Below are 23610 nucleotides of genomic sequence, written 5' to 3'. Positions count from 1 at the left end.
ATGACCCAGAACCCCACCATCTCCACGGCCACCGCACTCAGCGCGGCCGCCGACGATACGACTTGGCTCAAGCAGGCGTTCGCGAACGTCCAGACCGCTCTCGGCAGTCAGATGGCGCTCGCCACCCAATCCATTAGCCACGCCGGCACGATGGGCTCCGTGAATGAAGAGCACTGGCTTTCGCTACTGCGCTCCTACCTGCCAAACCGCTACGAAGTCGCGACTGGCATCGTCATCGACTCGAAGGGAAACCGCAGCGACCAAATCGACGTGGTCATCTTCGACCGGCACTTCACTCCCACGTTGCTTGACCAGATGAATCATCGCTACATTCCGGCCGAGGCGGTGTACGCGATGTTCGAGTGTAAGCCCGAGGTGAACAAAGGCTACATCGCGTATGCTGAAAAGAAGGCCGCGTCGGTTCGCGGCATGACGCGGACTTCAGTGGCAATTTCCCATGCCGGTGGCACGTTCCAACCGAAGCCACACTTCCGCATTCTTGCTGGACTGCTCGCGCCGCGCTCGGGCTGGGTCAACGGCCTCGACGATACGTTCCTAGGCAACCTCAGCAGCGACGACACACTGGCCCTTGACTGTGTATGCGCGCTCGACCACGGGTGCTACGACAGGTACGACGGGGACCCGCTCATTGTCTCCGAACAGGGAGCGATGATGTTCTTCCTGTTCCGCTTGCTCGCGCGGCTGCAAAGTCTTGGAACGGTGCCAGCGATCGATTGGGCCGCGTACAGCCGCATTATCAAGGCCTGAAGAACGACCCGAGTGGCGGCGAGCGGTGTAGTGACAGGACAACCACCACGCTTGCTGTCAGTTGCTTGGATTCCGCTCGATTATCAGTCGTTCTGCCCCGCACCAACGCGTTTTCGCCTCACGGCTGAGTGAGCCGTAGAGGCGGTTCACGGAACACGCCTCCACATGACAGGCACTCCCCACTATTGCTTGGTTGGTTCTGCGTACACGCGCTTGGCGAACGTGGCGATCGCATCCGCCATTGCCTTGGGCTGTTCCGGCGCAAAGGCGTGACCGGCGTTTGGCACCACAACCACCGTCACACGATCGCCCAGCATTGATTTCAGCACCTCCGAGAACCGGCGCGGTGCCACCGCATCGTGTTCTGCCTGCAAGTCCAGGATCGGTGCAGAGCCTGCTGCAAAGTACGCATCGACCGGCGTCACGTTGCGGGCATGGGACTCAGCCTCATGCGTCTCTTCGTGCCAGCCATCGAGCCAGACGCGCGGGTCGTTGCCCGGCGCAAAGAAGGCTTTCCGCAGGTATTCCAGCCGCTGCTCTTCCGACAGATGCATGTCACCTGCGCCGTCGATGGCCTTGCGCATCTCCGCGTTGATAGGTTTCTCGGTCGAGCCCGGCGGCACCTTGCCAGCAGAAGCGGCAACCAGAACAACGCCGCGCACCAGCTCGGGCCGCTCCACGGCCACCATGCGTGCCGGGAAGTTGCCCCAGGCGTGGCCGACCACCACGGCCGGCCCCTGCTTCTCGTGCTCGATCACTGCAGCAACGTCGGCGGCGAAGGCGTGCATGTCCAGATTCGCCATCGGACCCTTGCTCTGGCCAATACCGCGCGGCTCAGGGCGCAACACACGGAAGCCATCGGCGACGAGCTGGTCTGCGACCTGGTCGTAATCGCGCCCCGAACGGCCCAGCGACGGCAGGATGACGACCAACGGCCCCTTGCCCTGCCGCATCACCTCAATCTGCACGTTGCTGTACTTCACCAGTTCACGATCAACCTGACCGGCATCCGTTGCTGCCAGCGCAGAGAAGGAAAGCATGGCCGCGGCCAATGCGGTACATCCGTACTTGATCAACTTCATGATGTTCTCCTTGGTTTGGATAGGCATGCCGGGCGGAGGCGCCGGCCTGCGTGTTGTTGTGTCGACGGAATCAAGACGCGCCCGCATAGACACGTCGGGCGAAGCGGGCAATCGCGCGGCTCATCGCCACGGGCTGTTCCGGTGCCATGGCGTGCCCGGCATCGGGAATCTCCTCCACCGTCACGCGGTTGCCCAGCATGGGCTTGAATACGTTGGGCACGACCACCGCGTCGTACTGCGCCGGGAGATCGAGCATGGGCACGGTGCCGCCAGCAAAGTACGCATCCACAGGTGTGACGTTGCGCGCGTGGGCCTGTGCATGGTGCGCATCGGGATACCAACCGCCCAACCAGGCCTTCGGGTCGTGGCCCGGAGCGAAGAACGCCTGGCGCAGATACTCCGAGCGCTTTGCCTCGGGCAGCGCGAGATTGCCGGACCCGTCAATCGCCTCGCGCAACCGGCCATAAGGCTTCTCGTTGGAGCCGGGCGGCAGCTTGCCAGCAGAGGCTGCAGCCATGACGAGACCGCACACCAGGTCAGGCCGATCCACCGCCAGCATGCGCGCCGGCTGGCTGCCCCAGGCATGCCCCACCACGACAACGGGCCCCGTCTTTTCCTGGTCGAGCACGGCAGCAACGTCGGCCGCAAACGCATGCATGTCGAGATTGGCCATCGGGCCCTTGCTTTGGCCAATACCGCGCGGTTGCGGCCGCAGCACACGCAATCCGTCGGCAGCAAGCAGCCGCGCGACCTCGTCGTAGTCTTCCGCGCCGCGCCCAAGCGAAGGCAGGATGACAACCGTCGGCCCGACGCCTTGGCTGAGCGCTTCAATTTGGACATCGCCGTAACGGACGAGCTTTCGCTGCACGTCTGCGCCGTTTTGTACGGACGTGGCACAGGCGGACATCATCAGCGTCAAAGCGGCGCCCAGAATGCACTTCTGCAACGTCATGGAGTCTCCTTTTTCGGGGATATGGCCCGGTTTGTTCTTGTTTCAGGCAACAGTTGCCCTACGCGGCTGAAAGCTAGCCGCGACGGGTCGAACAGCGGCAATGGATCGGGTTATTTGGCGGGAATCGGATCGAGCCCGGTCTGGACCAGCTTGGCAGCGACTTCGGGCGAGCGCAGGTAGGTGATCAATCCTTCGGCGGCCTGGCGCTCCTTGGCATCCTTGGCCACTGCAGCCGCAATCACGCTCGTCTTCTGCACTTCGGCAGGCAGCGGGCCGACATACTGGATGCCGCTGAATGCACGCAGCTCGCTGATCTGCTGCAGACCCAGATCGGCCTCGCCACGCTCCAGCGCCGAGCCCACCAGCTCCTTGCCCCGGATCAGCACGCTCTTGGCTTTCATCTGCTCGACAATGCCCAGCCGCTCAAACAGCGTGCCGGTGATGTAGGTGCCGCTGGCACCCTCGGAGAAGGCCACGGACTTGGCGGCCAGCAGCGCGTTGCGCAGGTCGTCCACCGTGCGGATCGTTGGCATGGGCAGCCCCTTGCGTACCGCCATGCCGACCCCCGACCCCACCAGATCAACGCGCGACTCCGGAATGAAGCGCCCCTGCTTGACCTGCTCCGTCAGCGCGGCGCCGATCATGAAGCAGACGTCCATCGGCTCGCCGTTCTTGATGCGCACTGGCAAGGCGTCGGGTGAGGTGCCATAGGACGGTCCCCACGCGATGATCAGGTGGTTGCCCGACTGCCGCTCGTACGCCGGTATGACCTGCTCGAACGCTGCGTGCAACGCACCGGTCGCCAGCACGTGAATATCGGCGGCCCAGGCCGCACCGGTTGCGGCGATCAACGGCACTGCGCACAGCGTACGCGCCGCAAACCGGCGCACTCTGGATTGGAACGGCATGTTTTGTCTCCTAAGTCGTTCTCGTTTGGTTTGTGGTGTTGCAGAACTAAACCGCCCCGCGTGTATTCACGTACAGGGCATAAAGCGATGTGGTGGACGCCATGAAAAGGCGGTTGAGGTGCCGCCCGCCAAAGCACAGGTTCGCGCAGCGCTCTGGCAGTGCAATATGGCCGATAGCGGTGCCGTCAGGCGCGAACACGCGCACGCCATCAAGCTCTGCCGTGCCCGTGCCCCAGCCGCACCAAAGATTGCCGTGCACATCGACGCGAAAGCCGTCCGGAGCACCGTCCGCGGCATCGATCAGCATGCGGCAATTGGCCAGCGCTTTGCCGTCAACCACGTCGAACGCAAGAATCTCGCGCGGCCGCGCACGCGATGCGACCACATACAACGTTCGCTCATCCGGTGAGAACGCCAGCCCGTTGGGCCCGAGCACATCGTCGGCCACACAGTCCAATCGCCCGTTGCGCGGGTCGATCCGATAGATGCTGGCCGGCAATTGCGGCTCGGCAATCTGCCCCATGTAGTCGCTCACCAGGCCGAACGGCGGATCGGTAAACCACACCGCGCCGTCCTTGGCGACGACCACATCGTTCGGAGAATTGAGCGGCTTGCCATTGAACTCACTGGCCAACACGGTGATGCTGCCGTCGTATTCCGTGCGCGTAACGCGGCGTTGCCCGTGCTCGCAGGCAATCAGCGTGCCCTGCCGGTCGCGCGTCAGTCCGTTGGCCTTGTCCGAGGGCGCGCGGTATGTCGCCACCGCGCCGGACGCCTCATCCCAACGCAAGATGCGATCGTTGGGCAGGTCGGTCCAATAGAGCGCCCCGGCGTCGCCAAACCAGACGGGGCCTTCGGCCCACCTGCAGCCCGTCCACAGGCGTTCGATTTTCGCGTGCGGCAGACGGTAGTGCTCGAAACGGGGGTCGAGAATGCGCACGGCCGGGTCGGGGGTGCGCAGGCTGGGTTGCCACCAATCGTTGCTCATCGCTGCCCCTCCTTGACGCGGCTCAGCAGCACCAGAGAAAGCATCGTTGCCAGCACCAGCATCGCGCCCATGCCGATCAGCCCGGCTTTGAACGAGCCCGTTGCGTCTTTCAGCCAGCCCACCATGTACGGACCAAACAACCCGCCAAGGCTGCCCACCGAGTTGATGAACGCCAGCCCACCCGCGGCGGCCTGTTTATCGAGGAACGTGGCTGGAATGCTGTAGAAGCAGGTGCGCACGGACGACAGCCCGACCACCGCCACCGTCAACCCGAGCATGGCCGGCACCAGCGCATCAGACGCCACGGAAGCAAAGAAGCCCAGCGCCGCCACCGCGCATGTGATCACCAGATGAAGAACATAGCGCTGCGTGCGCGCCACTACGCGTGCCCAGCCGAGCATTACCAGCGCGCCGACGATGTAAGGCAGCGCGGTAGCAAAGCCCACCTGCGTGTTCGACAGGTGATGCGTCTTGAGGATGGTCGGCATCCACACGCCAATGCCGAGAATGCCGATGATGTAGCTGAATAGGATGCCCGTCAGCAGCCAGACACGCGCGTCTTTGAGGGCGGGTCCGAGGCGATGCTCGACCGCCGTGCTGCGCTCCCGCTCAATGGCCGCCATCAGGGCGGCGCGCTCCTCCGCTGTCAGCCGTGTTGCGTTATCGGGGCGGTCGGTCAGCATGCGCAGGCACAGCACGCCCAGCACACAGGCCGGCAGCCCTTGCAGGATGAACAGCCACTGCCAGCCGTGCAGCCCAAGCCAGCCGTCCAGCTCCAGCATCGACACCGACAGCGGCCCACTGAATACCGACGAAAGCGGAATCGCGGCGAGGAACCACCCCATCATGCGCGTGCGGTACCGCGACGGAAACCACAGCGTCAGATAGAAGATGACGCCCGGAAAGAACCCCGCCTCGCCAATGCCGGCGAGCAAGCGAATCGCCGCATAGCTATTGGGGCCTACCGCCAAGCTGGTGCCCGCGGCAAACAGACCCCACGTGATCATGATCCGCGCCAGCCAGCGACGTGCGCCGTAGCGATACAGCGCCAGGTTGCTCGGCACCTCGAACAGGCAATAGCCCACGTAGAAGATGCCGGCAGCCAGACCGAACTGGGCGGCGCTCAAGCCCAGGTCGCGGTTCATGGTCAGCGCCGCGAAGCCGACGTTGGTCCGGTCGAGATAGTTGACGAAGTAGGCGAGCGCGAGCAGCGGCACTAGGCGCCAGGCAGCCTTGCGGCAGGCGCTCTGCTCAGCAGAGTGCCCTGCCTGGGCGGCATCGATAAACGTGGCTTGCATAGCGACGCCTCAGAAATAGAGCCGCTGTGGGTTATGGACCAGCACAGCTTGGGCTGCCTCAGCACCGCAGGCCTCTTGCACGAACGCAAGCAGGCTGCTGTCGTCGGGCACGTCGCCCTTGATGTTGGGGTGCGGCCAGTCCGTGCCCCAGATGGCGCGGTCCGGAGCTGCTTGCACCAGCCGCCTGACCAGCGGCAGCGCAGCAGTCCACGGCGGCGCTGCACCTTGCATCAGCCGGTCGACGCCCGACAACTTGATCCACCGATTGTCTTGACGCAGATGACGCTCCAGCTCGCGCATGGCAGCTTCGTCCAGCGGACGGGTTGCATCCTGACGGGCCATGTGGTCGATCACCAGCGGCACGTCGAGGTCTTCCCACGCATCGAGCACCGGCAGAAGCTGATCCAGTTGCCCATGGAGCAGCACGTGCCAGCCCATCGGCCCGACGCGCTCGGCGAGTTCGCGCAAGCGGCCCAGATCACGGTCGCCCGGCAGGTGCCCCATGAAGTTGAAGCGGATGCCACGCACGCCACCCTCATGCAATTCGCGCAGGGCATCGTCACTCGTGGTGTGATCGACCAGCGCGATACCTCGGTAGCGCCCCTGCGTCATGGCCAGCGCTGCCAGCAGCGCACGGTGATCGGACTGGTAGCACGCCGCCTGCACCAGCACGCCGTGCGAGACGCCCAGTTGCTCGTGCAGCGAAAGCAGTTGCGTCATCGGGGCTTCCGCTGGGCGATACGACGCATCGGCCGGCAACGGAAACGCGTCCCAGGGTCCGTAGATGTGCGTATGGCAATCCCACACGCCGCCGTTCAGTTCCCCTTGCATGATCAGTCGCACCGCGCCGTCATGCCGCCGTCGACCACGACCTCGGTACCGGTAATAAAGCGCGCCTCGTCCGAAGCGAGGAACAGCGCGGCATGCGCGGTGTCGCGCCCGTCGCCCATGAAGCCAAGCGGAATGCGGGCAAGGCGACTTTCCAACAACTTGTCGACATCGCCACCGGAGCGCTGGCCGGCCAGGCGCACTTCCACCATAGGCGTATGCAATTGCCCCGGCACCACGGTATTCACGCGAATGCCCTTCTTCGCATACTCCACAGCCACCACCTTGGAGAGCTGAATCACGCCGGCCTTGCACGCGGCGTAAGCCACTTGCGCCGAGCCCGTCCAGCGGATGCCCGACGTGGACGCCGTATTGACGATCGCACCGCCGCCCTGCGCTTCCATCACCGGCAGCACGTGCTTGCAGGTCAGATAGACGCTCTTGAGGTTGAACGCGACCTGCGCATCCCACTTGTCTTCGGACAGCGCCACTGGACCGCCGGCAGCCGAGCCGCCCACGTTGTTGACCAGAATGTCCACCCGGCCGTACTGCTCCACGCAGGCATCGACCATGCCTTTGACGGCGGTGGTGTCAGTCACGTCGCAGGTGTACGGCGTGACGTCCCCGTTAGCCTCGCGCACGCGGCGTACCGTTTCTTCCATGGCTTCGAGGCTCTTGTCGACGGCAAAGACGCGCGCACCCGCCATCGCAAACAGCACAGCCACGGCGCGGCCGTTACCCCAGCCGGGGCCGACGCAGCCCGCGCCGGTCACGATGGCCACCTTGCCTGCCAGACGGCCCGCGGCCGTGGCTTGTTCAAATTCGGTCGTTGCTTGCACAGTGAATTCCTCGTTGCTTATTGCAATTGCGTCGGCAGTTCCGGCGTCGCACCGGCCGGCGCGGGCACATTGAATGCCTTGATGGTCATGGAGATGAGCGTGTAGTACCCGGCAATGCCGACCAGATCGACCAAGCCGTCCTGCCCGATGGCATCGAGAAGCTCCGCGTACAGGCCGTCGTCCACCTCACGCTTTGCATGCAGTTGTGTGAGGAACGCAAAGACGAGTGCCTCGTCACGCTGCTCGAACGCGGGGTTCATGCCGTCACGAATGGCGTCGATCACGGCCGGTGACACACCAGCCTCGAGCGCGAACGGCTTATGCGCGGCCCATTCGTACTCCGCCAGCCAGTAACGGCCCATGAACAGGATGGCAAGTTCAGACAGGCGCGGCGGCAGGCTGCTGTCGTAGCGGCAATAACGTCCGAGCGCCTGTGCGCGGTCGGCAAGCAGCGGACGATGCAGCCAGACAGCCAGCGGGCCTCGCACACCCTTGCGGGGGCCATTGGCAATGGCGTCGTACACGGCGCGCTGTTCTGCGTCCAGCGCATCAGGATTGAGGGCGGGAATGCGTTGCATGTGAGTCTTGCTCAGTGAGTGAGTGCGTCTTGCGCAACCGCAGCTCGTGCGGCGGGCTTCTGCAGCTTGAGGAGAGAAGAACGGGCCTGCCCGCCGGTTTCGCGATGGAAGGCTTCCGCGTCGAACGCGCCTTCCCAACGGGCGATAGCGAAGACCGCCATGGTGTTGCCCACCACATTGACGAGCGCGGTCGCAATGGCCATCACACGGTCGATGCCGAACAGCAGGCCCAGGCCCGCCACGGGCAGCGAGCGCACCGATTGCAGCGTGGCCGCCAGCTTGACGAATGCGCCGCCGGCAACCGTCGTGCCACCCTTGGAGGTCAGGCTCAGGATGGCGAGCAACCCGAGTTGCTGCCACAGCGAGAACGGCGTATCCGTCGCCTGTGCAATGAAGCCCACGGCAATGGCCATGTAGATCGAGGTGCCGTCGAGGTTGAAGCTATAGCCGGCGGGCAGAACGAAACCGACCACGGCTTCATCGCAACCTGCACGCTGCAGCTTCTCCACCAGACGCGGGAAGGCCACCTCACTCGAGGCCGTGCCGAAGATCAGCAGCATCTCGTCGCGAATCAGCTTGAGCACGCTGAAGTAAGGCAGGCCGATCATCCAGCTGATCGAGCTGAGCACGCCGAACACGAACAGCAGCGAGGCGGCGTAGTACAGCACGATGACCTTGAGCAGATACAGCAGCGTCACGCCGCCGTAGCTGCCCACAGCCGCCGCCATGGCACCGAACGCGCCCAGCGGTGCCAGCTTCATGATGAAGCCGAGCATGCGGAACAGCACCTTCTGCGCTTCATCCATACCGCGCAGCAGCACCGAGTCGGGCCCCACAGACAGATTCAACGCCAAGCCCGCCAGGATCGAGATGATCAGCACCTGCACGATGTCGCCCTTGGCAAAGGCGTCGACAAGCGTGTGTGGAATCAGGCTGAGCAGGTAATTGACGGCCGAGATGCCGCCAGCGTTGCTCGTGGCCTTCACTGCATCAGCGCTTTCGGCCAAGTTGGTGGCGTGCAGCCCGACGCCCGGCTCGAACACGTTGACGAGCACAAAGCCCAGCACCATGGCGACCGTACTCACCACTTCAAAGTACAGCAGCGACTTCACCCCCATGCGGCCCAGCATGCGCAGATCCCGCACGTGCGCCAGGCCCTGCACCAGCGTGCAGAAGATGATCGGGGCCAGCATCATCTTCAGCAGTGCAATGAACGCCTGCCCGATGGGTTTCATGGCAATGGCCCACTGCGGGGCAACGATGCCGAGGACGACCGCACACGCCAGGCCGATCAAGACCTGCACATGCAGCTTCTTCAGATGTTTCATGGTGTCTCCTGCGTCCAGTCGTTCAGGGCTCTGCGTTACCACCGGCACCTGCTTGCTGGACTTGTATTGCTTGAAAGGCGGTCGTCACTGGGAGGCGTGACCGCCCGGCCGTTTGGCCTGAGGGCGAGCCGTCTCCTGTACGAGTTTGGTGATTTGTTATTTGTAGAAAGCATAGATTGATGGTCTTTTCTTGACAAAGACCATGTGAACATACAAAGCTATGCTTCTACAGCATATCTGAGCGCAAGCATGGACATCCGAGAACTGAAGAGCTTCATCCGCGTGGCGCGTGCGGGAAGTTTCAGCCGCGCCGCGGCCGAGCTGTACATCGCGCAACCTGCGCTGAGTCGACAGATTGCAAAACTGGAAGCGGAGATTGGGGTGCCGCTGCTGGTGCGGCATGGCCGCGGCGTTCGGCTCACCTCGGCGGGATCGCGTCTGCTGGAGCGGGCTGAAATGATTACGCACCTCCTCAGCGAAACCAGCGAAGACGTCCGCGCTAGCGCGGACGAAGAGCGCGGGCATCTGGCCGTTGGCCTGCCGCCGACCATGGGGGCGCTGATCGGCGCCGATCTCGTTCAAGCCTTCAGGGCGCAGTGGCCCCAGGTATCGCTGCACGTGCGTGAAGGCCTGAGCAGTTCGCTGCAGGAGTGGGTGCTGGATCGGCGTGTTGACCTCGCCGTCGTCTACAACCAGCCGCCGCTGGATGCGTTCCACGTGCGCCCATTGTTCAGCGAGCCCATGATCCTCGTGGGGCCGCCCGGCTCAGAAGCCGATCAGCGCGAATACCAGATTCGAGACCTGGCCAGCATTCCTCTGATCCTGCCCGGCCTGCCGCACAGCAATCGGCGCCTGGTCGAACAGGCGGCGATTCAGCACGGTGTGCGCCTGCGCGTCGCCCTGGAAGTCGACAGCGTGTCGCTGACCAAGCAACTGGTGAAGTCCGGTGCTGGCTATTCGATCCTGACCTACATCGCGATCAAGGAGGAGATCGCGCGCGGTGAACTTGTGGCGCATCGCATTGGCCGTCCCGGCATCCGTTCGAACGTGGCGATCACGACCCTGCGCGAGAATCCCCCTTCCCGCTTCGCCGCTGCCTGGACCGCTCTGCTGCAAGACAGGCTCAAGCAATTCATTGCGTCGGAATCGTGGAAAGCGGATGTGGTCTGGCAGATCGACGGGGCTCGTTAGCCGCTGTCGGCCGCCGTTATCAGGAAAGTTCAGACTTACGTGAACCAAAACGGGGTAGTCGTCCTTTGCGTGCAAAATCTGGCGGTTTCGCCCGAATTTCCGTTTCAGATCAACGCTTTGGGAATTCAGTGTTTTCGTGATTGCCGTCCTTTTCGTGCGGAAACTGGCGGTTTCTCGCCCTGGCGCCAGCCGGGATCAGCGCTATAGGCGACATATTCACTGCGCAGTAAATAAGCCGTTTTCACCGAATATCGGCCACCATCCCACGTTGCAGCGCAGATGGTTGTGGGCGCACTCAGCCTGCGGGGTTGGCCAAGCCGAGCCGCGTCCGATAATCAGTCAACAACAGCTGCTGGGTTTCAAGGCGTGCGGTCAGCTTGGCTAGCTCTGCAGCCATCTGCTCTCGCTCCGTGCGAGTGGCCGTGAGATCCTCGGTTTGCGCCTGCATCGCCGCACGCAGGGCATCGCGCTCCGCTTCCGTCCGAGCCTGGTGTGCTTTCGCCTGACTCAATTCAGTCTGCACCTGCTCGCCCCGCGCCTCCAGCTCGCGGACTCGCTTGGCTGCGGCGCCGGCTTCGGCGACCAGCCGCGCGCCGTCCTTGTTCAACTGCGTGATCTCCCCCTGCTTGACGATCAACGTCTGGTTGGCCTGCCGGAGTTCCACCTGTAGTTGCTGGACCTGTTGCTCGTGCCGACGGGCATCCTGGTCGCGCTGTTCCTTGCTGGCGTTGCGGAAGTGCTCCAGTGCTTGGTGTGCGTGCTGCAGCTTCTCCTCCAACGAGCGCCGGAAGCCTTCGTGCTCGGTCAGTCGTTCGGTGAGGTCCTGGACCTGCTGCGCCCGCCGTTCGGCCTCCAGGGCTCGCTGCTGCAGCGCCGCCTGTGCGTCGCTGTGCGCGGCCTGCATGTCGGAAAGGGTGGTGTGAGCCTGCGCCAGCTCGCCGCGAAGCGTGGCGAGCTCCGCAGCCAGCTTGTCGGCCTCCGCCCGGACTTGTTGGCGCTGTGCGGCGGCGGCCGCAACCTGCTGGTCGACCACTGACTGCGCCTCCTCATGCAGGCGCGCCGCCAGTCTGCCCACCAGATCCAAGATGGCGTCAGAGGTCGAGCCGGCCCGCTTGAGCGTCGCGCCTTCCTCGTCTTCTAGTTCCTTCAGATAGCGGTGGATCGTTGTCTTCGAGCCGGTATTGCCGAGCGCGATACGTATCGCATCGATCGACGGGTGCTGCCCCTGTGCGAGCAGTGAATCGCGGGCGCGTTTGATATCCAGGCGGCTCAGTCCGGCGCGGGCCATGGCTCTCCTACAATTTCGTACCGTATTACGTACTATGTATATACGTACCAATGGAAGCCGTCAAGCGGGTTGGTCCGTGCCGAAAATTCACACTTGATAATGGCGGATTATCCTATGTGAGGACATTATGGATGGGGCGCCATCCAGTGCCTCGGTACAGAAAGCCAGAAACGGCGCGATCCAGGAATGCTGGCCAGCGGCAGGAGATTCCCCTGGCCTTTGCTCCGGCATGTTTGTAGCCTTGTGAAATCACCTCGAGCGTTGAGGCACACAGGGGAACGTCATGAAACAGTCCCATAGGTGGCAGGTACGAACCGCCGGACCGGGATGGGGGCTGGCTTTCGGTGCATTCATGACAGCCGTCGGCGTGGTGCTCTGGCGCTACATGAAGGAATCAGAGCATGTCACCCAGCTTGACGAGTCGCTGGCTGTCGGGGCAGTGTTGATCGGGGTGTTCATGGTGATCTACGCCGGCCGCGAGATCCACCGACAGAAGCGCCGGTAGCCTGCGCTGCACACTCCGACCGAACAACTGACGGTGGAGCCAATCAGCAAGTCGAGGAGCTATATGATCAACAACGTTGAATTATTGCTTCGCCTCGTCCTTGCTGCAGGGCTTGGCAGCGTGATCGGCTTCGAGCGGGAACGTTTGAATTGGGCGGCTGGCCTGCGCACGCACATGCTCGTCTGCGTTGGTGCAGCCCTAATCATGCTGGTCTCCGCATTTGGATTTGCTGATGCACTTGGCCAGCCGAACGTCGTGCTCGACCCCTCTCGCGTGGCAGCCCAGGTGGTTTCAGGCATTGGCTTTCTCGGCGCTGGATCGATTTTGCTGCGAGGTGAAGTTGTTCGTGGCCTGACGACAGCGGCAAGCCTTTGGTCAGTTGCCGGGATAGGGCTGGCAGTTGGCGGTGGCATGTATGTGGCTGCAGTCGGCGCCACCGCGATCATCTTGCTCATCCTCGCCGGCGTTAAACCGCTAGAGCGCCGATTCATCTCAGTCAAGCAGCAGCGCGGTATCCAGCTTCTCACCGAACGCGGCAGCGTAACGCTGGCTACCGTCCACGGGGCGCTGGGCACGGGAAGCGTTCGCGTCAAGCAGTTCATCGTGCAGCAATCAGATGATGATCCTGATCTTGATGAGGTCTCCATCGCGTTCTCACGCGCCACCACCAACGAGTTCGAGGCGATCTGCTTGCGGTTTGAGGGCATGCCTGGTGTCCGAGAGTGCCGACGCATTAAGTAGTCTGTAACGGCCATGCCACCAGCATTCCGCTTGGCCAGGCGAGCAACTGTCGCCTTCGTCCATCCCGACGAGATGCCCGCGGTCACCTTGAACGGTGACTCGTACATGCCTATGCTTTCTCTTCCTGAAGGCGCCGATCCAAAAGGCAAAAGGGAAAGAACAGACCGACAAGCAGGAGGTACCTGTGCTGAGTCCCCATGAATTTGCGGTTTTGCTCTTGATTAGCGACAGCGCGGAATCCTGCGAGCTGGACCCTGAGGACGTTGATGCGTTGATTGAACGCAAACTGGTCGCGCTAGAGTGTGATGGCCCAGCCCGCAGCTACGCTCGGGTGACGTTACAAGGGCAGGCGTTTCTCAAGGCTTGCGGACATGCCCGCCCAGACGGACGACGACCGTCTCTTATCGTGCATTGATCGCGCCACCTCCCAGCCATTTGATCTCCTGAATGAGAGCTTGCGCAGCTTCCCAGGCTGTCGCGGGTAGGCATATTGCCTTCCGCCTCGTCTACGTGTGGCTCATAGAGCCTTTTTTTGCTCGCACGGACGGGCCGATGCGCTTGGGAGCCCGTGCAAAAAGGGCTAGCCTGTAGAAAGGCAGGATGCAGTGCCATGTTGTCGTCCCCCTTCGGCATAATCCCTCGTTTGCAGAACTACTTCTTGCGGGGATGGCATGGAAGTCGATCAGGCGCTTCGCAGTGATGTCGAGATTTGGAACGTCCGGCTTCGTAATCACGAGCCGTATGAATTCGCGCGCCTGAAGCGTGTGTTTGTATCCGACGATTCGCGCCATCGGGTCGTGATGGTCGATGCGCGAAAGTTGCTCGCCTGCGCAGATCGCGACACCACCGACTATGTGCTGCCGCCAGTGGCCGACTGGTATCCAGGAAAGGCCCGTGGCATCCGCGAGTTCCTCGACCCCAGCCAGCCAAGAATTCCCGAGATGCCGTATGTCACGTTCAAGACGCGACACCGTCGCACACTGCTCGGCTCAATCGGCTTGGAGAAGGAAGGCATAGCCTCCTTCCGGAACGGCCAGCATCGCGCGCGCTATTTGGCGTTTGCCGGTGCTGCGAGTTTTCCTGTCGAGGTGCACGAGACGGAAGCGGCCTTGCTTGAACGCTACTGCGGCGCTTGAACATGCCTGTCCACTTTCCGAAGACGCTCCTCGTCGAAGAACACCGCCTCGCAGAGGGTGCCGCTGCCTTGCGCTTGGAGTGCGAGAGCATTACCGTCGCGCCGGGCGGTTTGACCGTCGATGGTGTCCAAGTCCGCCAATTGCTGGCGTTGGACTGGACGCCCCACTGCCTGTCCTTTGAATCGAATGGCCAAGCCTACAACTTCGACGTCAACGGTGTCGCAGTCATACGGCCGAGCCGCGCAATCTTCCCCTTTGCCTAATCGCGCCACCACATGAGGCGGGTGATGGTCGGGCGTCAGGCGCCCCAACCGGGGCTGTCCTTGCGTTCTGGCGCAGGTGCAGGCCGGCGCAGAACTTGCGTGCTCGCATACCAGGCAGGACTGTCTATCCTTCAACTATCAGCAGCGCACCTTTCAGGCGCATCATGAAGCCTCACATTCAGCATTCACATCACATGTATGGTGCGGGCAAGCCCCACTATGGCAGCCGCTACTACCTTGGCGTTGCGGTCGGCCTGGTCGCAATCGGCCTGCTGTATCTGGCGTGGTCTGCTTGGTTGGCTCGGTAGTCAACGGCCGAGCCCAGCCCCAGGGCACATCTTGAAACGCAGAGGCACAGATCTCTGTAAACGAGGCCCCGCCAACATCCTCACGCCAGCCTTGAGGCAAGTCCGCTGGTCTTGAGTGAGAGCAAGCGGTCTGCGTCCTCTTGGGCCAAGTCGCGCTCGGGCCGTGTCTGCTCGCACTGATACATCTCGGTCCGTTCTTTGTTGTTGCCGCTGACCAGCCGCAGGGTCACAACGCCCTTGAAGTGCTCGGCCCACCCGTTATTCCAGCGCACGGTGAACGCCTTCCCGCGGACAATGTTTTGTTGCATGTCCTCATCTCCGGTTGTCGCGTGCAATGACGCCGAAATGATACTGCGCCACGCCCATCCGGCGCCCACCCATTCCAAAGGGGCGATTGATCGCGCGCGTCCGAGAACGCGCCACGTGGGAGTGCCGTGGTACAGGCTAGCGCCAGTAGACGACACGAGCAGATCGAACCCTCAAAGCGCCGTAACCGTCGTGGCAAAATCCCGGCGATACCAAACACGATCCCGCCATAATGTGCGATCGATGGCCCAGCACGGCCTCGCCCCCGATCGGCGCACAGTCGCGGGGTTTTTCCCTCGTTTTACTCGAAATGGCAGACATCAACCGCTACCTGGAAGCCGCCACCCGCGACAACACGCGGCGCAGCTACCAATCGGCGATTCGCCATTTTGAGGTCGAATGGGGCGGCTTTTTGCCGGCTAGCGCCGATGCGGTCGCGCGTTACCTGGCCGAACACGCTGAGTTGTTGTCGCTCAACACACTGCGTGCACGCCTGGCGGCGCTCGCGCAATGGCACCAGACCCAGGGGTTTCCCGACCCGACCAAGACGCCGCACGTGCGCAAGGTCCTCAAGGGCATTGCGGCACTGCACCCCGCAACCGAAAAGCGCGCCAAGCCCCTGCAGCTCACGCAGCTCGAACAACTGGTCGCTTGGCTGGATGCGCGCCTGGCCCACGCCAACGCCGGCGGCGACGTGCGGACCTATGCTACGCACGCCCGCGACAAAGCCATCGTGCTGATCGGCTTCTGGCGCGGTTTCCGGTCCGACGAACTCAGCCGCATGCGCGTCGAGCATGTCGAGGTGGAGACCGGTCGCGGCATGACGATGTTTCTGCCGCGTACGAAGGCGGACCGGGCCCTGCGCGGCACGACGTTCAAAGCGCCCGCGCTCTCGCGCCTATGCCCGGTGGCAGCCTTCGAGGCCTGGATCGCAGCCTCCGGCGTGACCGAAGGTCCGGTGTTCCGGCGCATCGACCGCTGGGGACACGTTGGCGACGAGGCATTGAACGCCGGCAGCTTTGTGCCGCTCCTGCGCTCCTTGTTCCGTGCAGCCGGATTGCCGGCCCCTGACAGCTACAGCAGCCACTCGCTGCGACGTGGCTTTGCAACCTGGGCGAACGCGAACCAGTGGGACCTCAAGATGCTGATGGAATATGTCGGCTGGAAGGACGTGCGCGCGGCCATGCGCTACATCGACGCGGCGGACCCATTCGCGCAGCACCGCATCGAATCGGCGTTGGCGCCGCCGGCAGCTCCGGTGCCACCACCGGCCGCCATGCCTTCTGCACCGCCGCCAGAACATCTTCCGATTGCTGCGTCCAAGCCCGTGGCCCAAACGCGCTTAACGGTGCACCTCTACATCGAGCGCAACAGCAAGTTCGTGCGCGGCAAGGCCAAGGCGCGCCGGTGGATCGAGCAATTCTGCCTGTCCCAATACCAGATGCAGGCGCTTGAGGGGCCGCGTACGCACTACGAGATCGTCATGCCGTTTGCGGCCGGGCCGGAACTGGAGCAAGCCATCGAGCAGCTGATCACGGAAATGCACGAGAACGCGGATCTGTGCAATTGCTTTGTCGAGGTCACGCTGAACGATCCGTTGACGGACACCTACTGGAGCTGATCAGTCGGGCGTCTGAGGCGTGATTTTACCCCGCACGTCGGCGTGGCGCCGCCTCCAACAAGGTGTCCTGATACTGGTGGATCGGGAAACTCAGGACGCCGCGGAAGTTCACGTGGGCGAAGTGCGCCGGGCCCATGCGGCGCAGCCAGTCGTCCTCAACCCGTTGACCCTTGCGACGCCAGGCGTCGACCATCGCCTGCATGCGCTGGGTGTTCCAGGCGATGACCAGATTCGTCAGCAACGTGAGCGAACCGGATATCGCAATCATCTCGTCCTGCCGGCGCCCGCGGTCATGCGCCACCTTGCTGGAATAGATGGCCCGCTGGAGCTGGTGGACCGATTCGCCACGGTTGAGCAGTGTGCGCAGTTCCCGGCGAAATTCCGCGTTGCTGAAGAAGTCGCACAGAAACAGTGTGCGCAGCAGTTTGCCCAGATGATCCGCCGCCCGGTGAATGGGGTCGCCTTGGGCGGCGCTGCCGAACCGTTGCAGAGCGACGATGGCGCTCACGCGCCCCGAGTAGATCGACGTCACCAGGCGCAGCAGCCCGTCCCAGCCGTTACGAATGGCCTTGAGCGAGATCTCGTGCGAGACAGCGGCCGCCAGGCCGTCAGCCACCTGCAGGCCTCGCGGCAAATACAGCTTGCGCTCGGACAGGTTGCGCAGCCAGGGGCACAGGTCGAAGCCGAGCAACTTGGCCACCGCCATTCCTACGTTCGTGTAGCCGTGGGTGTCGACCGCAAGCCGCAGCAGCCCGCCATCGCTGCGGGTTTCGTTGTGGCGCATTACACCTTCGATTGCCACGCCGGTCTGGCGCTCGTTGAGCACCATCGGCTGGTTGTACGCGATGCCGTGCTGGTCCAGCACGTGCGTGTAGATACCAACCGCATGCGTGCGCCGGCGGGGATCGGCACGCGCGTAGAACAGGTGCGGAGAGGTATCCAGGCTCATCGAATCGCTCGATGCCTGTTGACCGGTTCCCCACAGCTCGGTGATCGAATGCGTGCCCTGAAATTCCACCACGCGCTCGTTCGCGCGGCGCAGCCGCCCCGGCATCTCCAGCGCGCGCATCGCGGTGGAGACATGGGCGGTATCCAGTTGCGGGATCATGGCTGCCACGCCCTTGGCATCCAACTCGGTGCCGTGTGCGATCAGCGCCGCGTAGAGCGAGATCAGTTCGTGCGCGTCCCTGGCCTTGCGTGCCAGCAGCACTTCGCTGAAATTGGTACGGGCGTCAATCTCCAGGATCATGTCCGCGAACTGCGCGTTGCCAATCTCCTTGAAGAGCAGGTCACGGGTGCGCGCGGGGACGCCGTCGGTTTGCGCGGCTTCGAGCGGCGACAGGTGCAGCACGCCATCCGTGTCGATGGTGAAGTGGCCGGCCTCGCGGGCCTCGTCCATTGCCGCAAGGCCCGCTTTGAGATTGTCCGTGAGGCGGTTGAGGTAGATGTCCGGCTGGTTCGGCAAACCGAGGGACGACAGATAGCGGTCACGCTCGGCATCCCACTGCGCCGGCGGGATCAATAATTGGTCGCGCTCCCGGAATGACAGGCTGTGGCTGATCCACACCGTGCCGCGACGCAGCCCCTTGCGCAAGCCCGTGATCGCACAGGCTTCCATCGCGCGCAAGGCCCGCTTGCGGTCTTCACCGTCAACCAGATCACGCCAGGCCGCGCCGACCGGCACCGTGCAATCGGGCGGCAGTTCCGTCGCACCTTGTTCGTGCAGACCAGCGATGAACTCAAGCTGACGCATCGCCGGATCGTTGCCGTTGCTGGCGAACTCCAATTCCCGCATGGGCGTCAGGAGGTTACGAATGCGGTGGTGGTCTTCTGTGAGCGTTTCGCGCACGCTCGCGGCGTGGCTGGCCGGGGGCTTGGCCGACAAGCCTTCGAGCAGCTTGCCGATGTCGGCCAGCCGCTCTTCGGCCGAACGGCTGGTATCGTCCACCAGCCCTCTGATCTCGACCAACTGCTGGCGATATTCAATTGCCGAGCGCACTTGCTTGGTCGTGGTCTTGTTGTAAGCCTGCCGGACCAGGTCGGAGACGCGGCGACCGGTCTGGTAGAGCATCGCGTCCGTCAGCTCCAGCAGGGTCACGCGCAGGAAGAACACCAGATCGATCGTGCGCGTGGAGGTCTTCAGCTCACGGACTTTAGCGGGCCGGCGGGCCTGCACACGCTGGCCGTAGGCACGCTGTTTCTCGATCGGGACACCGTCAAACGCCCAAGTATGCGCGCCCAGGCCCTTGAGGAAGCGGATCTTGTCCAGCGTCTCGCTCATGGTTGACGGGCTGTGCCGGGCCGGCGGCGTCTTGAGCCATGCCAGCACAGTCGAGCCGGTGGCCGCATGTGGGGCGAACACAGCCGCCTCGGCCTGCGCAATCTGCTCCAAGGGCACGGTCGCCTCGATCGTGGTCAGCAAATCGCGCTCGATGCTCGCCCAGATGGAGCGCGCCAGGTCCCGCAACGCTCGTGTGGAGGGGATCAGAATCCGCCGCTCATACAGCCAGTAGTTGGCGTGCTGGACCAGTTCCTCAAGCGACAACGCTTCGGTGGCATCCTGCCGCAACCAGGCTTCGAGGCCTGTCCACTGATCCTCATCGAGTCGCTTCAGGCCGAGGTAGTCACAAGCCCAGACTTGGTGCTCGTAGAGCGTCTTGTAGCGCTGGTAGATCGTGCGCAGTGACGCAATGGTTGGGGTAGCCACGCCGAGCTTGTCGCCGACGTAGCGCAGCAACTGTCGAGGGAGCGTATTGAGTTGGTCGAGGGCGTGGCCGCTTGCACGCAGGAAGACCAGTTGGATGGCGGCGCCGGCACGCCCGTCACGTCGAAACTTCTGGTTGATCGCGTCAATGTCGCTGCCGGTCAGCGCGAAGTAGTGGTCGACATCGAACTCCGACAATCGGCTGGGCAGACTGCCCCATCCCACATAGCGAAATTGCAAATTCGACATCTTCCGCCCCCATCCAGGTGACGCGATCCGAAGTCGCGGGCGGACATCCTACTCCCGAAGTCACTTGAAGGCAGCAGACAATTGTCGGCACTGCTTGGCTCATAGTGGGATACCTCCAGAGAGGCACTTTCAGCATAGGGCATCCCAGGAAACCTGCTGCGAAGCGGGGCGAACCGTGTCAGCGCCGACGCAAGCCTACCGGATGATCGTCACCTGCTGCCAGCGCGTGGCGTATTGTTTTTGCTTTATGCGAGCCTCATAGGCCTCAATACTCACTCGTGCGGGATTGCGGCGGATGACCATCTTGAAAAGATCATCAAGCCCGTAGGGTGCAATGACCGTTATCGAATCGTCCGGATTGAGCGTCAACCCTACCGATGTGGCGTACTCAGGCCACGATCCCACGGCGTCTTTCAGCGACGTGAGGGGCCGTACGGCATAGCCAAAGCTGGCTTCGAACCACCGATGTACGGCTGCTTGGTTGGTCACCTCCCACTGGGCGTTGGGGTAGGTGCCTGTAAGCCGGTGTTCAAGTCTGCGGTCCTGCTCCGCAGACAGGTTTCGCTCGTCAAAATGAGCCAAGTCGATATCCGACAATGCCGAGGGTGCCGCGAACCCATGAAGCGCATCCCATACAAGGTTGCGGACTGCTCCCGCTCCAATGCACCAGGAAGTCAATTCCAAATTGCGAGCGGCGATGAGTGCAGGAAAGAACCACGATGACTGCCGTGCCATCGCGATCAGGCGCGTTTCGAAGTCAAGTGAGTCAATCATGCTGGCTTGCAATAGGAAGGGCAAACGTGTGCAGTTCTCTCCATCGGCCAGATGAGTTCTCAAGCAGGGCGATGGAACCACATCTGGCCAGTATGGGCGTTGACTCACCGAGTCGCCGTTCGAGCTCCATTGCAACGGCCTGTGCGTTCACTGCATCGCCATGTGCGACGGTCAGATGAGGAACCACATCAGCGTGTGCGCTCGCGTAAGGTTGAAACTTCGGAAAGCACTTGGTCAATACGGTCGTCAGGGCGACGAACGGATCTTGGGGTGTTGGGGAAAGGTAGGCGGTGGTAGGGAAGCGGCCCACACTTGCCAATGAGAAAGAGAACGAAGGCACTGCATTCAATGCCGTTTGCGTTTGCTCCAAGACGCCCGACGTAATTTCGTCGGGCGGCATAAAGGGGAATAGAACCGTGATGTGTGCGGGGACACCCAGCCTAGCAGTGGCATCGAATCGATCCCGCAGATCTCCCACTAGCCCGTCAGCTGCGGGAACTTTAACAACAAGGGCCGAAACTGACATGGGAGATCGGTCGTCCAAGTCAAACCGGCTTGCATAGTATCCCATCCACCACCACACCTTTCGCCCCTATGTCCCCCGGGGACGTTCAGGATCCACCGGTTGGAGGACTTTGGCGGCGAAAGGAGCCGCGCAGTTAGCAAAAAGATTGAGGGGATGCCGCGCATGTTGCGGCAGGCGAGCCGCTCATTTGTCGAGAAAATCCGTAATTCCAGTCATCTACGCCCTTGGAAAGCCTTACGGATAAAGGCCTTGCAGGGAAACCGCCAGATTTTGCACGGAAAGTACGACTACCCCAAAACGCGGATAGTTCAAAGTTAAACGAACCAAGCGTTCAAAGTTGGCTGAGCAACTCCGCCTGGAAGGCTCACAAATGGCGACCTACCGGTTCAGAGTTCAATGAATCTCGACAACTGCCCAAGCTACGCGCATCGCCTTTGAACATTCCACCTTTACTCCCCTACTCTACCTGAGGGTCGCCGGGCAGATTTTCACTTTCGGACACCAAAGGCGTCCCCGAGCTGCCGCGCGCGCCTGATCTCATCGTTGTGCAAATAGATCGAAGTGGTCGAGACCGATGCGTGGCGCAGGTTGTCGCGCACGGTGGTCAGTTCCGCGCCGCGCGCGAGCGCGTGGGTGGCATGCGTATGCCGCATCCAATGCGGACTCGCCTTACGCAGTTTCTCGGCTAACACTGCATGGTCATTCTCGATGGTGTCAGCCGCCGTCTCAAAAAACCGTCTAACCACGCTCCACAGCCGCGTCCCCGTAATGCCTTCAGCGGCATCGATCCCCAGCCCGCCAATCAGTCGCGTCTTTGGATTCCAGTGCGTCCGCGAGACCGGTAGCCCGCGCTCCACGAGGTAGCGATCGAGCGCCGCGCGCGCCAGGGGTGGCAGCGCAACCTTGCCAGCGCGACTGCCCTTCCCCACCAACTTCAGCCAGTGATCGCCCTGCCGGTCCGTTTCGATTTCGCCGAGCTTGGAAGAAACAAGTTCGCTGGCCCGCAGGCCGGTCGCATAAGCGAAATCCAACACAAAGCGCAGTCGCTGCGCGGCGGGTGCCTCCCAGCCATACGACCACTCCAGTCCATCGGCGATGGTGCGGACCAGCGCCCATTCGCCCTCGGTAAAGACATGCGAGACATCCAGCGCGGCCGTCCTGCCGCCGCCGCGTACCTTGATGCCTGCAAACGGGTTGGCCAGCACGTAGCGCTGCTGAATCAACCAACGGAACATCGCGCCCAACACGGACAACGCGTAGGCGATCGAGCGCGCAGACAACCCGTCCGTGAATGGCCGCCATTCGGCAGACGTACGCGGGCGCGCCGGCCCGACCCAACGCTCCCGTGGTGTCGGCCGACGCAGGAAGCTCCGGTAGGCAATCGCATCCTCGGTGGTGAGTGAGGATAGTGGCCGGCCGCGTTCGACGATGGCCCACAAGATCAGGCGCTCCGCCTCCTTGCGGTAAGCGCGCTGGGTAGCGGGCGATTCGTGTAGGGAAAGCCACGCTTGAATGGCCTCGTAATCGTTGTCAGCGGTGAGTACGCAGGTCTCGCGCGGCGCACGGAATTGCCCCTGCGAGCCGTCAACCTCATGGCGCAGGCGCAAGTGCTCCCACGGCACCACCACGCCGCGGACCTGCTCGGCGATCAGCGCCCGGGCGCGCTCGGTCAATCGGGAGTGTTCGGCAAAGAATGCCTCGATGCGTCGCGCGCTGGCCTGCCCCAAGCCGGGGATGACAGCCCACCAGCGGCGCCGGCGCGGCACGCGGACAGTCAGATCGGCCAAGGTGGCGATGCCAGCGGCCCGCAGCGCGGCGACGGTGCGCGCATCCAGCCACAGCGCCACGTCATCGCTGATGGCCGGCTCTGGCAATGGCAGCGTGCGGAGCAACTCGATCGCCTGGTCGGCAGCCCTGCCTTGTTTGGCGCGTTCGGTCGCGGGAATCTCGAATAGCGCCGCCAAGTCCTCGCGCTGACGCCGGCGCGCAAACGCCGCGAGTTGACGCCGGATGCGGCCGAGCTCGCCGCGTGACGACAGTCCAGGAGGAAGACGCTCACCCAGATAGCGCTCAACGGCCTCGCGGGTGGACAAGCCGGCATGCCAGGCTCGCAGCGCCGCCAGTTCGGTGGCATCGGGGAAATCAGGTGGGGTGTCGACGGCGGGATCGGCGGGAAGCAGGCGCGTTTTCATAGCAGGCAGTTTAGTGCTTCAACACACCTATTGCGATAAGAATAGTTATCACAATAGTCATATAAACGCGCGCCACGAACGGGTTGATCGCGGCTGTGATCAACTCTTGCGGGCGGGCCTCCTTGCGGCAGACCCAGCATTTAGCGGAAGAGCCGCCGCCTTGATCGTTCACGGCACTCACTCCAAAAATGTATGGTCCGCTCCGTCGAAAAGCTGCAGAAGTGTCGGTCACCTCTG

Annotated in this window: 24 protein-coding genes; 8 read left to right on the top strand and 16 right to left on the bottom strand. The window is 62.8% G+C overall.

Annotated elements, in window-relative coordinates:
* On the top strand, positions 1-768 hold the full coding sequence (locus NG900_RS01025) for a DUF6602 domain-containing protein (RefSeq protein ID WP_252675820.1): 768 nt from the start codon (positions 1-3) through the stop codon (positions 766-768).
* Positions 769-950: 182 nt separating this feature from the next.
* On the opposite strand, the gene NG900_RS01020 is transcribed toward NG900_RS01025, so the two are convergent.
* The 9 genes from NG900_RS01020 to NG900_RS00980 form a co-directional block, all read right to left on the bottom strand.
* Positions 951-1850: an alpha/beta fold hydrolase gene (locus NG900_RS01020; protein WP_252675818.1), complete on the bottom strand. Its 900-nt coding sequence runs from the start codon at positions 1848-1850 to the stop codon at positions 951-953.
* Positions 1851-1920: 70 nt separating this feature from the next.
* Positions 1921-2802 carry an alpha/beta fold hydrolase gene (locus tag NG900_RS01015; protein ID WP_252675816.1) on the bottom strand — a complete coding sequence of 294 codons (882 nt, stop codon included), beginning with the start codon at positions 2800-2802 and terminating at the stop codon, positions 1921-1923.
* Positions 2803-2912: 110 nt separating this feature from the next.
* The gene (locus NG900_RS01010; RefSeq protein ID WP_252675814.1) at positions 2913-3710 is read right to left on the bottom strand and encodes a substrate-binding domain-containing protein; all 798 of its coding nucleotides are present in this window, start codon (positions 3708-3710) and stop codon (positions 2913-2915) included.
* A 46-nt stretch (positions 3711-3756) separates the two neighbouring features.
* Entirely contained in the window at positions 3757-4698 is a 942-nt protein-coding gene (locus NG900_RS01005; RefSeq protein ID WP_252675812.1) for an SMP-30/gluconolactonase/LRE family protein, read from the bottom strand.
* Positions 4695-5996 (bottom strand): MFS transporter, encoded by a 1302-nt coding sequence (locus tag NG900_RS01000; RefSeq protein WP_252675810.1) that lies wholly within the window; start codon positions 5994-5996, stop codon positions 4695-4697. Before NG900_RS01000 ends, NG900_RS01005 begins: the two co-directional genes overlap by 4 nt.
* 9 nt (positions 5997-6005) lie before the next feature.
* Positions 6006-6827 (bottom strand): amidohydrolase family protein, encoded by an 822-nt coding sequence (locus NG900_RS00995; protein WP_252675808.1) that lies wholly within the window; start codon positions 6825-6827, stop codon positions 6006-6008.
* 2 nt (positions 6828-6829) lie between these two features.
* Positions 6830-7663: an SDR family NAD(P)-dependent oxidoreductase gene (locus tag NG900_RS00990; RefSeq protein ID WP_252675805.1), complete on the bottom strand. Its 834-nt coding sequence runs from the start codon at positions 7661-7663 to the stop codon at positions 6830-6832.
* Positions 7664-7680: 17 nt separating this feature from the next.
* Complete coding sequence (locus tag NG900_RS00985; protein WP_252675803.1) at positions 7681-8241, bottom strand: carboxymuconolactone decarboxylase family protein; 561 nt, start codon at positions 8239-8241, stop codon at positions 7681-7683.
* A gap of 11 nt (positions 8242-8252) precedes the next feature.
* Positions 8253-9569, bottom strand: a complete 1317-nt coding sequence (locus NG900_RS00980) for a cation:dicarboxylate symporter family transporter (RefSeq protein WP_252675800.1) — start codon at positions 9567-9569, stop codon at positions 8253-8255.
* Positions 9570-9818: 249 nt separating this feature from the next.
* On the opposite strand from NG900_RS00980, the gene NG900_RS00975 reads away from it, so the two are divergent.
* Positions 9819-10760 (top strand): LysR family transcriptional regulator, encoded by a 942-nt coding sequence (locus tag NG900_RS00975; RefSeq protein WP_252675798.1) that lies wholly within the window; start codon positions 9819-9821, stop codon positions 10758-10760.
* Positions 10761-11055: 295 nt separating this feature from the next.
* Here NG900_RS00975 and NG900_RS00970 read toward each other — a convergent pair whose 3' ends face one another.
* Complete coding sequence (locus NG900_RS00970; protein WP_252675796.1) at positions 11056-12048, bottom strand: DNA-binding protein; 993 nt, start codon at positions 12046-12048, stop codon at positions 11056-11058.
* A gap of 283 nt (positions 12049-12331) precedes the next feature.
* On the opposite strand from NG900_RS00970, the gene NG900_RS00965 reads away from it, so the two are divergent.
* From NG900_RS00965 to NG900_RS00945, 5 genes are all read left to right on the top strand, one after another.
* Positions 12332-12553, top strand: a complete 222-nt coding sequence (locus NG900_RS00965) for an NADH dehydrogenase [ubiquinone] 1 beta subcomplex subunit 3 (RefSeq protein ID WP_252675794.1) — start codon at positions 12332-12334, stop codon at positions 12551-12553.
* A gap of 63 nt (positions 12554-12616) precedes the next feature.
* Positions 12617-13294 (top strand): MgtC/SapB family protein, encoded by a 678-nt coding sequence (locus tag NG900_RS00960; protein ID WP_252675792.1) that lies wholly within the window; start codon positions 12617-12619, stop codon positions 13292-13294.
* A gap of 671 nt (positions 13295-13965) precedes the next feature.
* Positions 13966-14430, top strand: coding sequence for a plasmid fertility inhibition factor family protein (locus NG900_RS00955; protein WP_252675790.1), 465 nt, complete (start codon positions 13966-13968; stop codon positions 14428-14430).
* A 2-nt stretch (positions 14431-14432) separates the two neighbouring features.
* The gene (locus NG900_RS00950) at positions 14433-14693 is read left to right on the top strand and encodes a hypothetical protein (protein WP_252675788.1); all 261 of its coding nucleotides are present in this window, start codon (positions 14433-14435) and stop codon (positions 14691-14693) included.
* Between the two features lie 164 nt (positions 14694-14857).
* Positions 14858-15001 carry a hypothetical protein gene (locus NG900_RS00945; protein ID WP_252675785.1) on the top strand — a complete coding sequence of 48 codons (144 nt, stop codon included), beginning with the start codon at positions 14858-14860 and terminating at the stop codon, positions 14999-15001.
* Between the two features lie 80 nt (positions 15002-15081).
* On the opposite strand, the gene NG900_RS00940 is transcribed toward NG900_RS00945, so the two are convergent.
* Positions 15082-15309 carry a hypothetical protein gene (locus tag NG900_RS00940; protein WP_252675783.1) on the bottom strand — a complete coding sequence of 76 codons (228 nt, stop codon included), beginning with the start codon at positions 15307-15309 and terminating at the stop codon, positions 15082-15084.
* Between the two features lie 308 nt (positions 15310-15617).
* On the opposite strand from NG900_RS00940, the gene NG900_RS00935 reads away from it, so the two are divergent.
* On the top strand, positions 15618-16928 hold the full coding sequence (locus NG900_RS00935; protein ID WP_252675781.1) for a site-specific integrase: 1311 nt from the start codon (positions 15618-15620) through the stop codon (positions 16926-16928).
* 25 nt (positions 16929-16953) lie between these two features.
* On the opposite strand, the gene NG900_RS00930 is transcribed toward NG900_RS00935, so the two are convergent.
* From NG900_RS00930 to NG900_RS00910, 5 genes are all read right to left on the bottom strand, one after another.
* Positions 16954-19881, bottom strand: coding sequence for a Tn3 family transposase (locus tag NG900_RS00930; RefSeq protein ID WP_252675779.1), 2928 nt, complete (start codon positions 19879-19881; stop codon positions 16954-16956).
* A 195-nt stretch (positions 19882-20076) separates the two neighbouring features.
* The gene (locus NG900_RS00925; RefSeq protein ID WP_252675777.1) at positions 20077-20655 is read right to left on the bottom strand and encodes a nucleotidyltransferase family protein; all 579 of its coding nucleotides are present in this window, start codon (positions 20653-20655) and stop codon (positions 20077-20079) included.
* On the bottom strand, positions 20648-21181 hold the full coding sequence (locus NG900_RS00920) for a 2'-5' RNA ligase family protein (protein ID WP_252675775.1): 534 nt from the start codon (positions 21179-21181) through the stop codon (positions 20648-20650). Before NG900_RS00920 ends, NG900_RS00925 begins: the two co-directional genes overlap by 8 nt.
* Before the next feature lie 488 nt (positions 21182-21669).
* A complete protein-coding gene (locus tag NG900_RS00915; protein WP_252675773.1) occupies positions 21670-23373 on the bottom strand; it encodes a phage integrase family protein in 1704 nt (567 codons plus the stop codon).
* 10 nt (positions 23374-23383) lie between these two features.
* On the bottom strand, positions 23384-23545 hold the full coding sequence (locus tag NG900_RS00910; RefSeq protein WP_252675771.1) for a hypothetical protein: 162 nt from the start codon (positions 23543-23545) through the stop codon (positions 23384-23386).
* Between the last annotated feature and the right edge of the window lie 65 nt (positions 23546-23610).

It is taken from the genome of Ralstonia soli (assembly GCF_023955655.1).
GTDB classification, from domain to species: Bacteria; Pseudomonadota; Gammaproteobacteria; order Burkholderiales; family Burkholderiaceae; genus Ralstonia; species Ralstonia soli.
The sequence above is the reverse complement of the archived record's forward strand: the minus strand, read 5'-3'. Positions and strand labels throughout refer to the sequence as shown.

Bases quoted from the DNA above. Each gene is read 5' to 3' on its own strand.
- NG900_RS00920 (WP_252675775.1), bottom strand. From the start codon at position 21,181: ATGTCAGTTTCGGCCCTTGTTGTTAAAGTTCCCGCAGCTGACGGGCTA.
- NG900_RS00940 (WP_252675783.1), bottom strand. From the start codon at position 15,309: ATGCAACAAAACATTGTCCGCGGGAAGGCGTTCACCGTGCGCTGGAAT.
- NG900_RS00995 (WP_252675808.1), bottom strand. From the start codon at position 6,827: ATGCAAGGGGAACTGAACGGCGGCGTGTGGGATTGCCATACGCACATC.
- NG900_RS01020 (WP_252675818.1), bottom strand. From the start codon at position 1,850: ATGAAGTTGATCAAGTACGGATGTACCGCATTGGCCGCGGCCATGCTT.
- NG900_RS00950 (WP_252675788.1), top strand. From the start codon at position 14,433: ATGCCTGTCCACTTTCCGAAGACGCTCCTCGTCGAAGAACACCGCCTC.
- NG900_RS00955 (WP_252675790.1), top strand. From the start codon at position 13,966: ATGGAAGTCGATCAGGCGCTTCGCAGTGATGTCGAGATTTGGAACGTC.
- NG900_RS00965 (WP_252675794.1), top strand. From the start codon at position 12,332: ATGAAACAGTCCCATAGGTGGCAGGTACGAACCGCCGGACCGGGATGG.
- NG900_RS01015 (WP_252675816.1), bottom strand. From the start codon at position 2,802: ATGACGTTGCAGAAGTGCATTCTGGGCGCCGCTTTGACGCTGATGATG.
- NG900_RS00985 (WP_252675803.1), bottom strand. From the start codon at position 8,241: ATGCAACGCATTCCCGCCCTCAATCCTGATGCGCTGGACGCAGAACAG.
- NG900_RS00915 (WP_252675773.1), bottom strand. From the start codon at position 23,373: ATGAAAACGCGCCTGCTTCCCGCCGATCCCGCCGTCGACACCCCACCT.
- NG900_RS00925 (WP_252675777.1), bottom strand. From the start codon at position 20,655: ATGATTGACTCACTTGACTTCGAAACGCGCCTGATCGCGATGGCACGG.
- NG900_RS01025 (WP_252675820.1), top strand. From the start codon at position 1: ATGACCCAGAACCCCACCATCTCCACGGCCACCGCACTCAGCGCGGCC.
- NG900_RS01005 (WP_252675812.1), bottom strand. From the start codon at position 4,698: ATGAGCAACGATTGGTGGCAACCCAGCCTGCGCACCCCCGACCCGGCC.
- NG900_RS00960 (WP_252675792.1), top strand. From the start codon at position 12,617: ATGATCAACAACGTTGAATTATTGCTTCGCCTCGTCCTTGCTGCAGGG.
- NG900_RS00930 (WP_252675779.1), bottom strand. From the start codon at position 19,881: ATGTCGAATTTGCAATTTCGCTATGTGGGATGGGGCAGTCTGCCCAGC.
- NG900_RS00945 (WP_252675785.1), top strand. From the start codon at position 14,858: ATGAAGCCTCACATTCAGCATTCACATCACATGTATGGTGCGGGCAAG.
- NG900_RS01000 (WP_252675810.1), bottom strand. From the start codon at position 5,996: ATGCAAGCCACGTTTATCGATGCCGCCCAGGCAGGGCACTCTGCTGAG.
- NG900_RS01010 (WP_252675814.1), bottom strand. From the start codon at position 3,710: ATGCCGTTCCAATCCAGAGTGCGCCGGTTTGCGGCGCGTACGCTGTGC.
- NG900_RS00975 (WP_252675798.1), top strand. From the start codon at position 9,819: ATGGACATCCGAGAACTGAAGAGCTTCATCCGCGTGGCGCGTGCGGGA.
- NG900_RS00935 (WP_252675781.1), top strand. From the start codon at position 15,618: ATGGCAGACATCAACCGCTACCTGGAAGCCGCCACCCGCGACAACACG.
- NG900_RS00980 (WP_252675800.1), bottom strand. From the start codon at position 9,569: ATGAAACATCTGAAGAAGCTGCATGTGCAGGTCTTGATCGGCCTGGCG.
- NG900_RS00970 (WP_252675796.1), bottom strand. From the start codon at position 12,048: ATGGCCCGCGCCGGACTGAGCCGCCTGGATATCAAACGCGCCCGCGAT.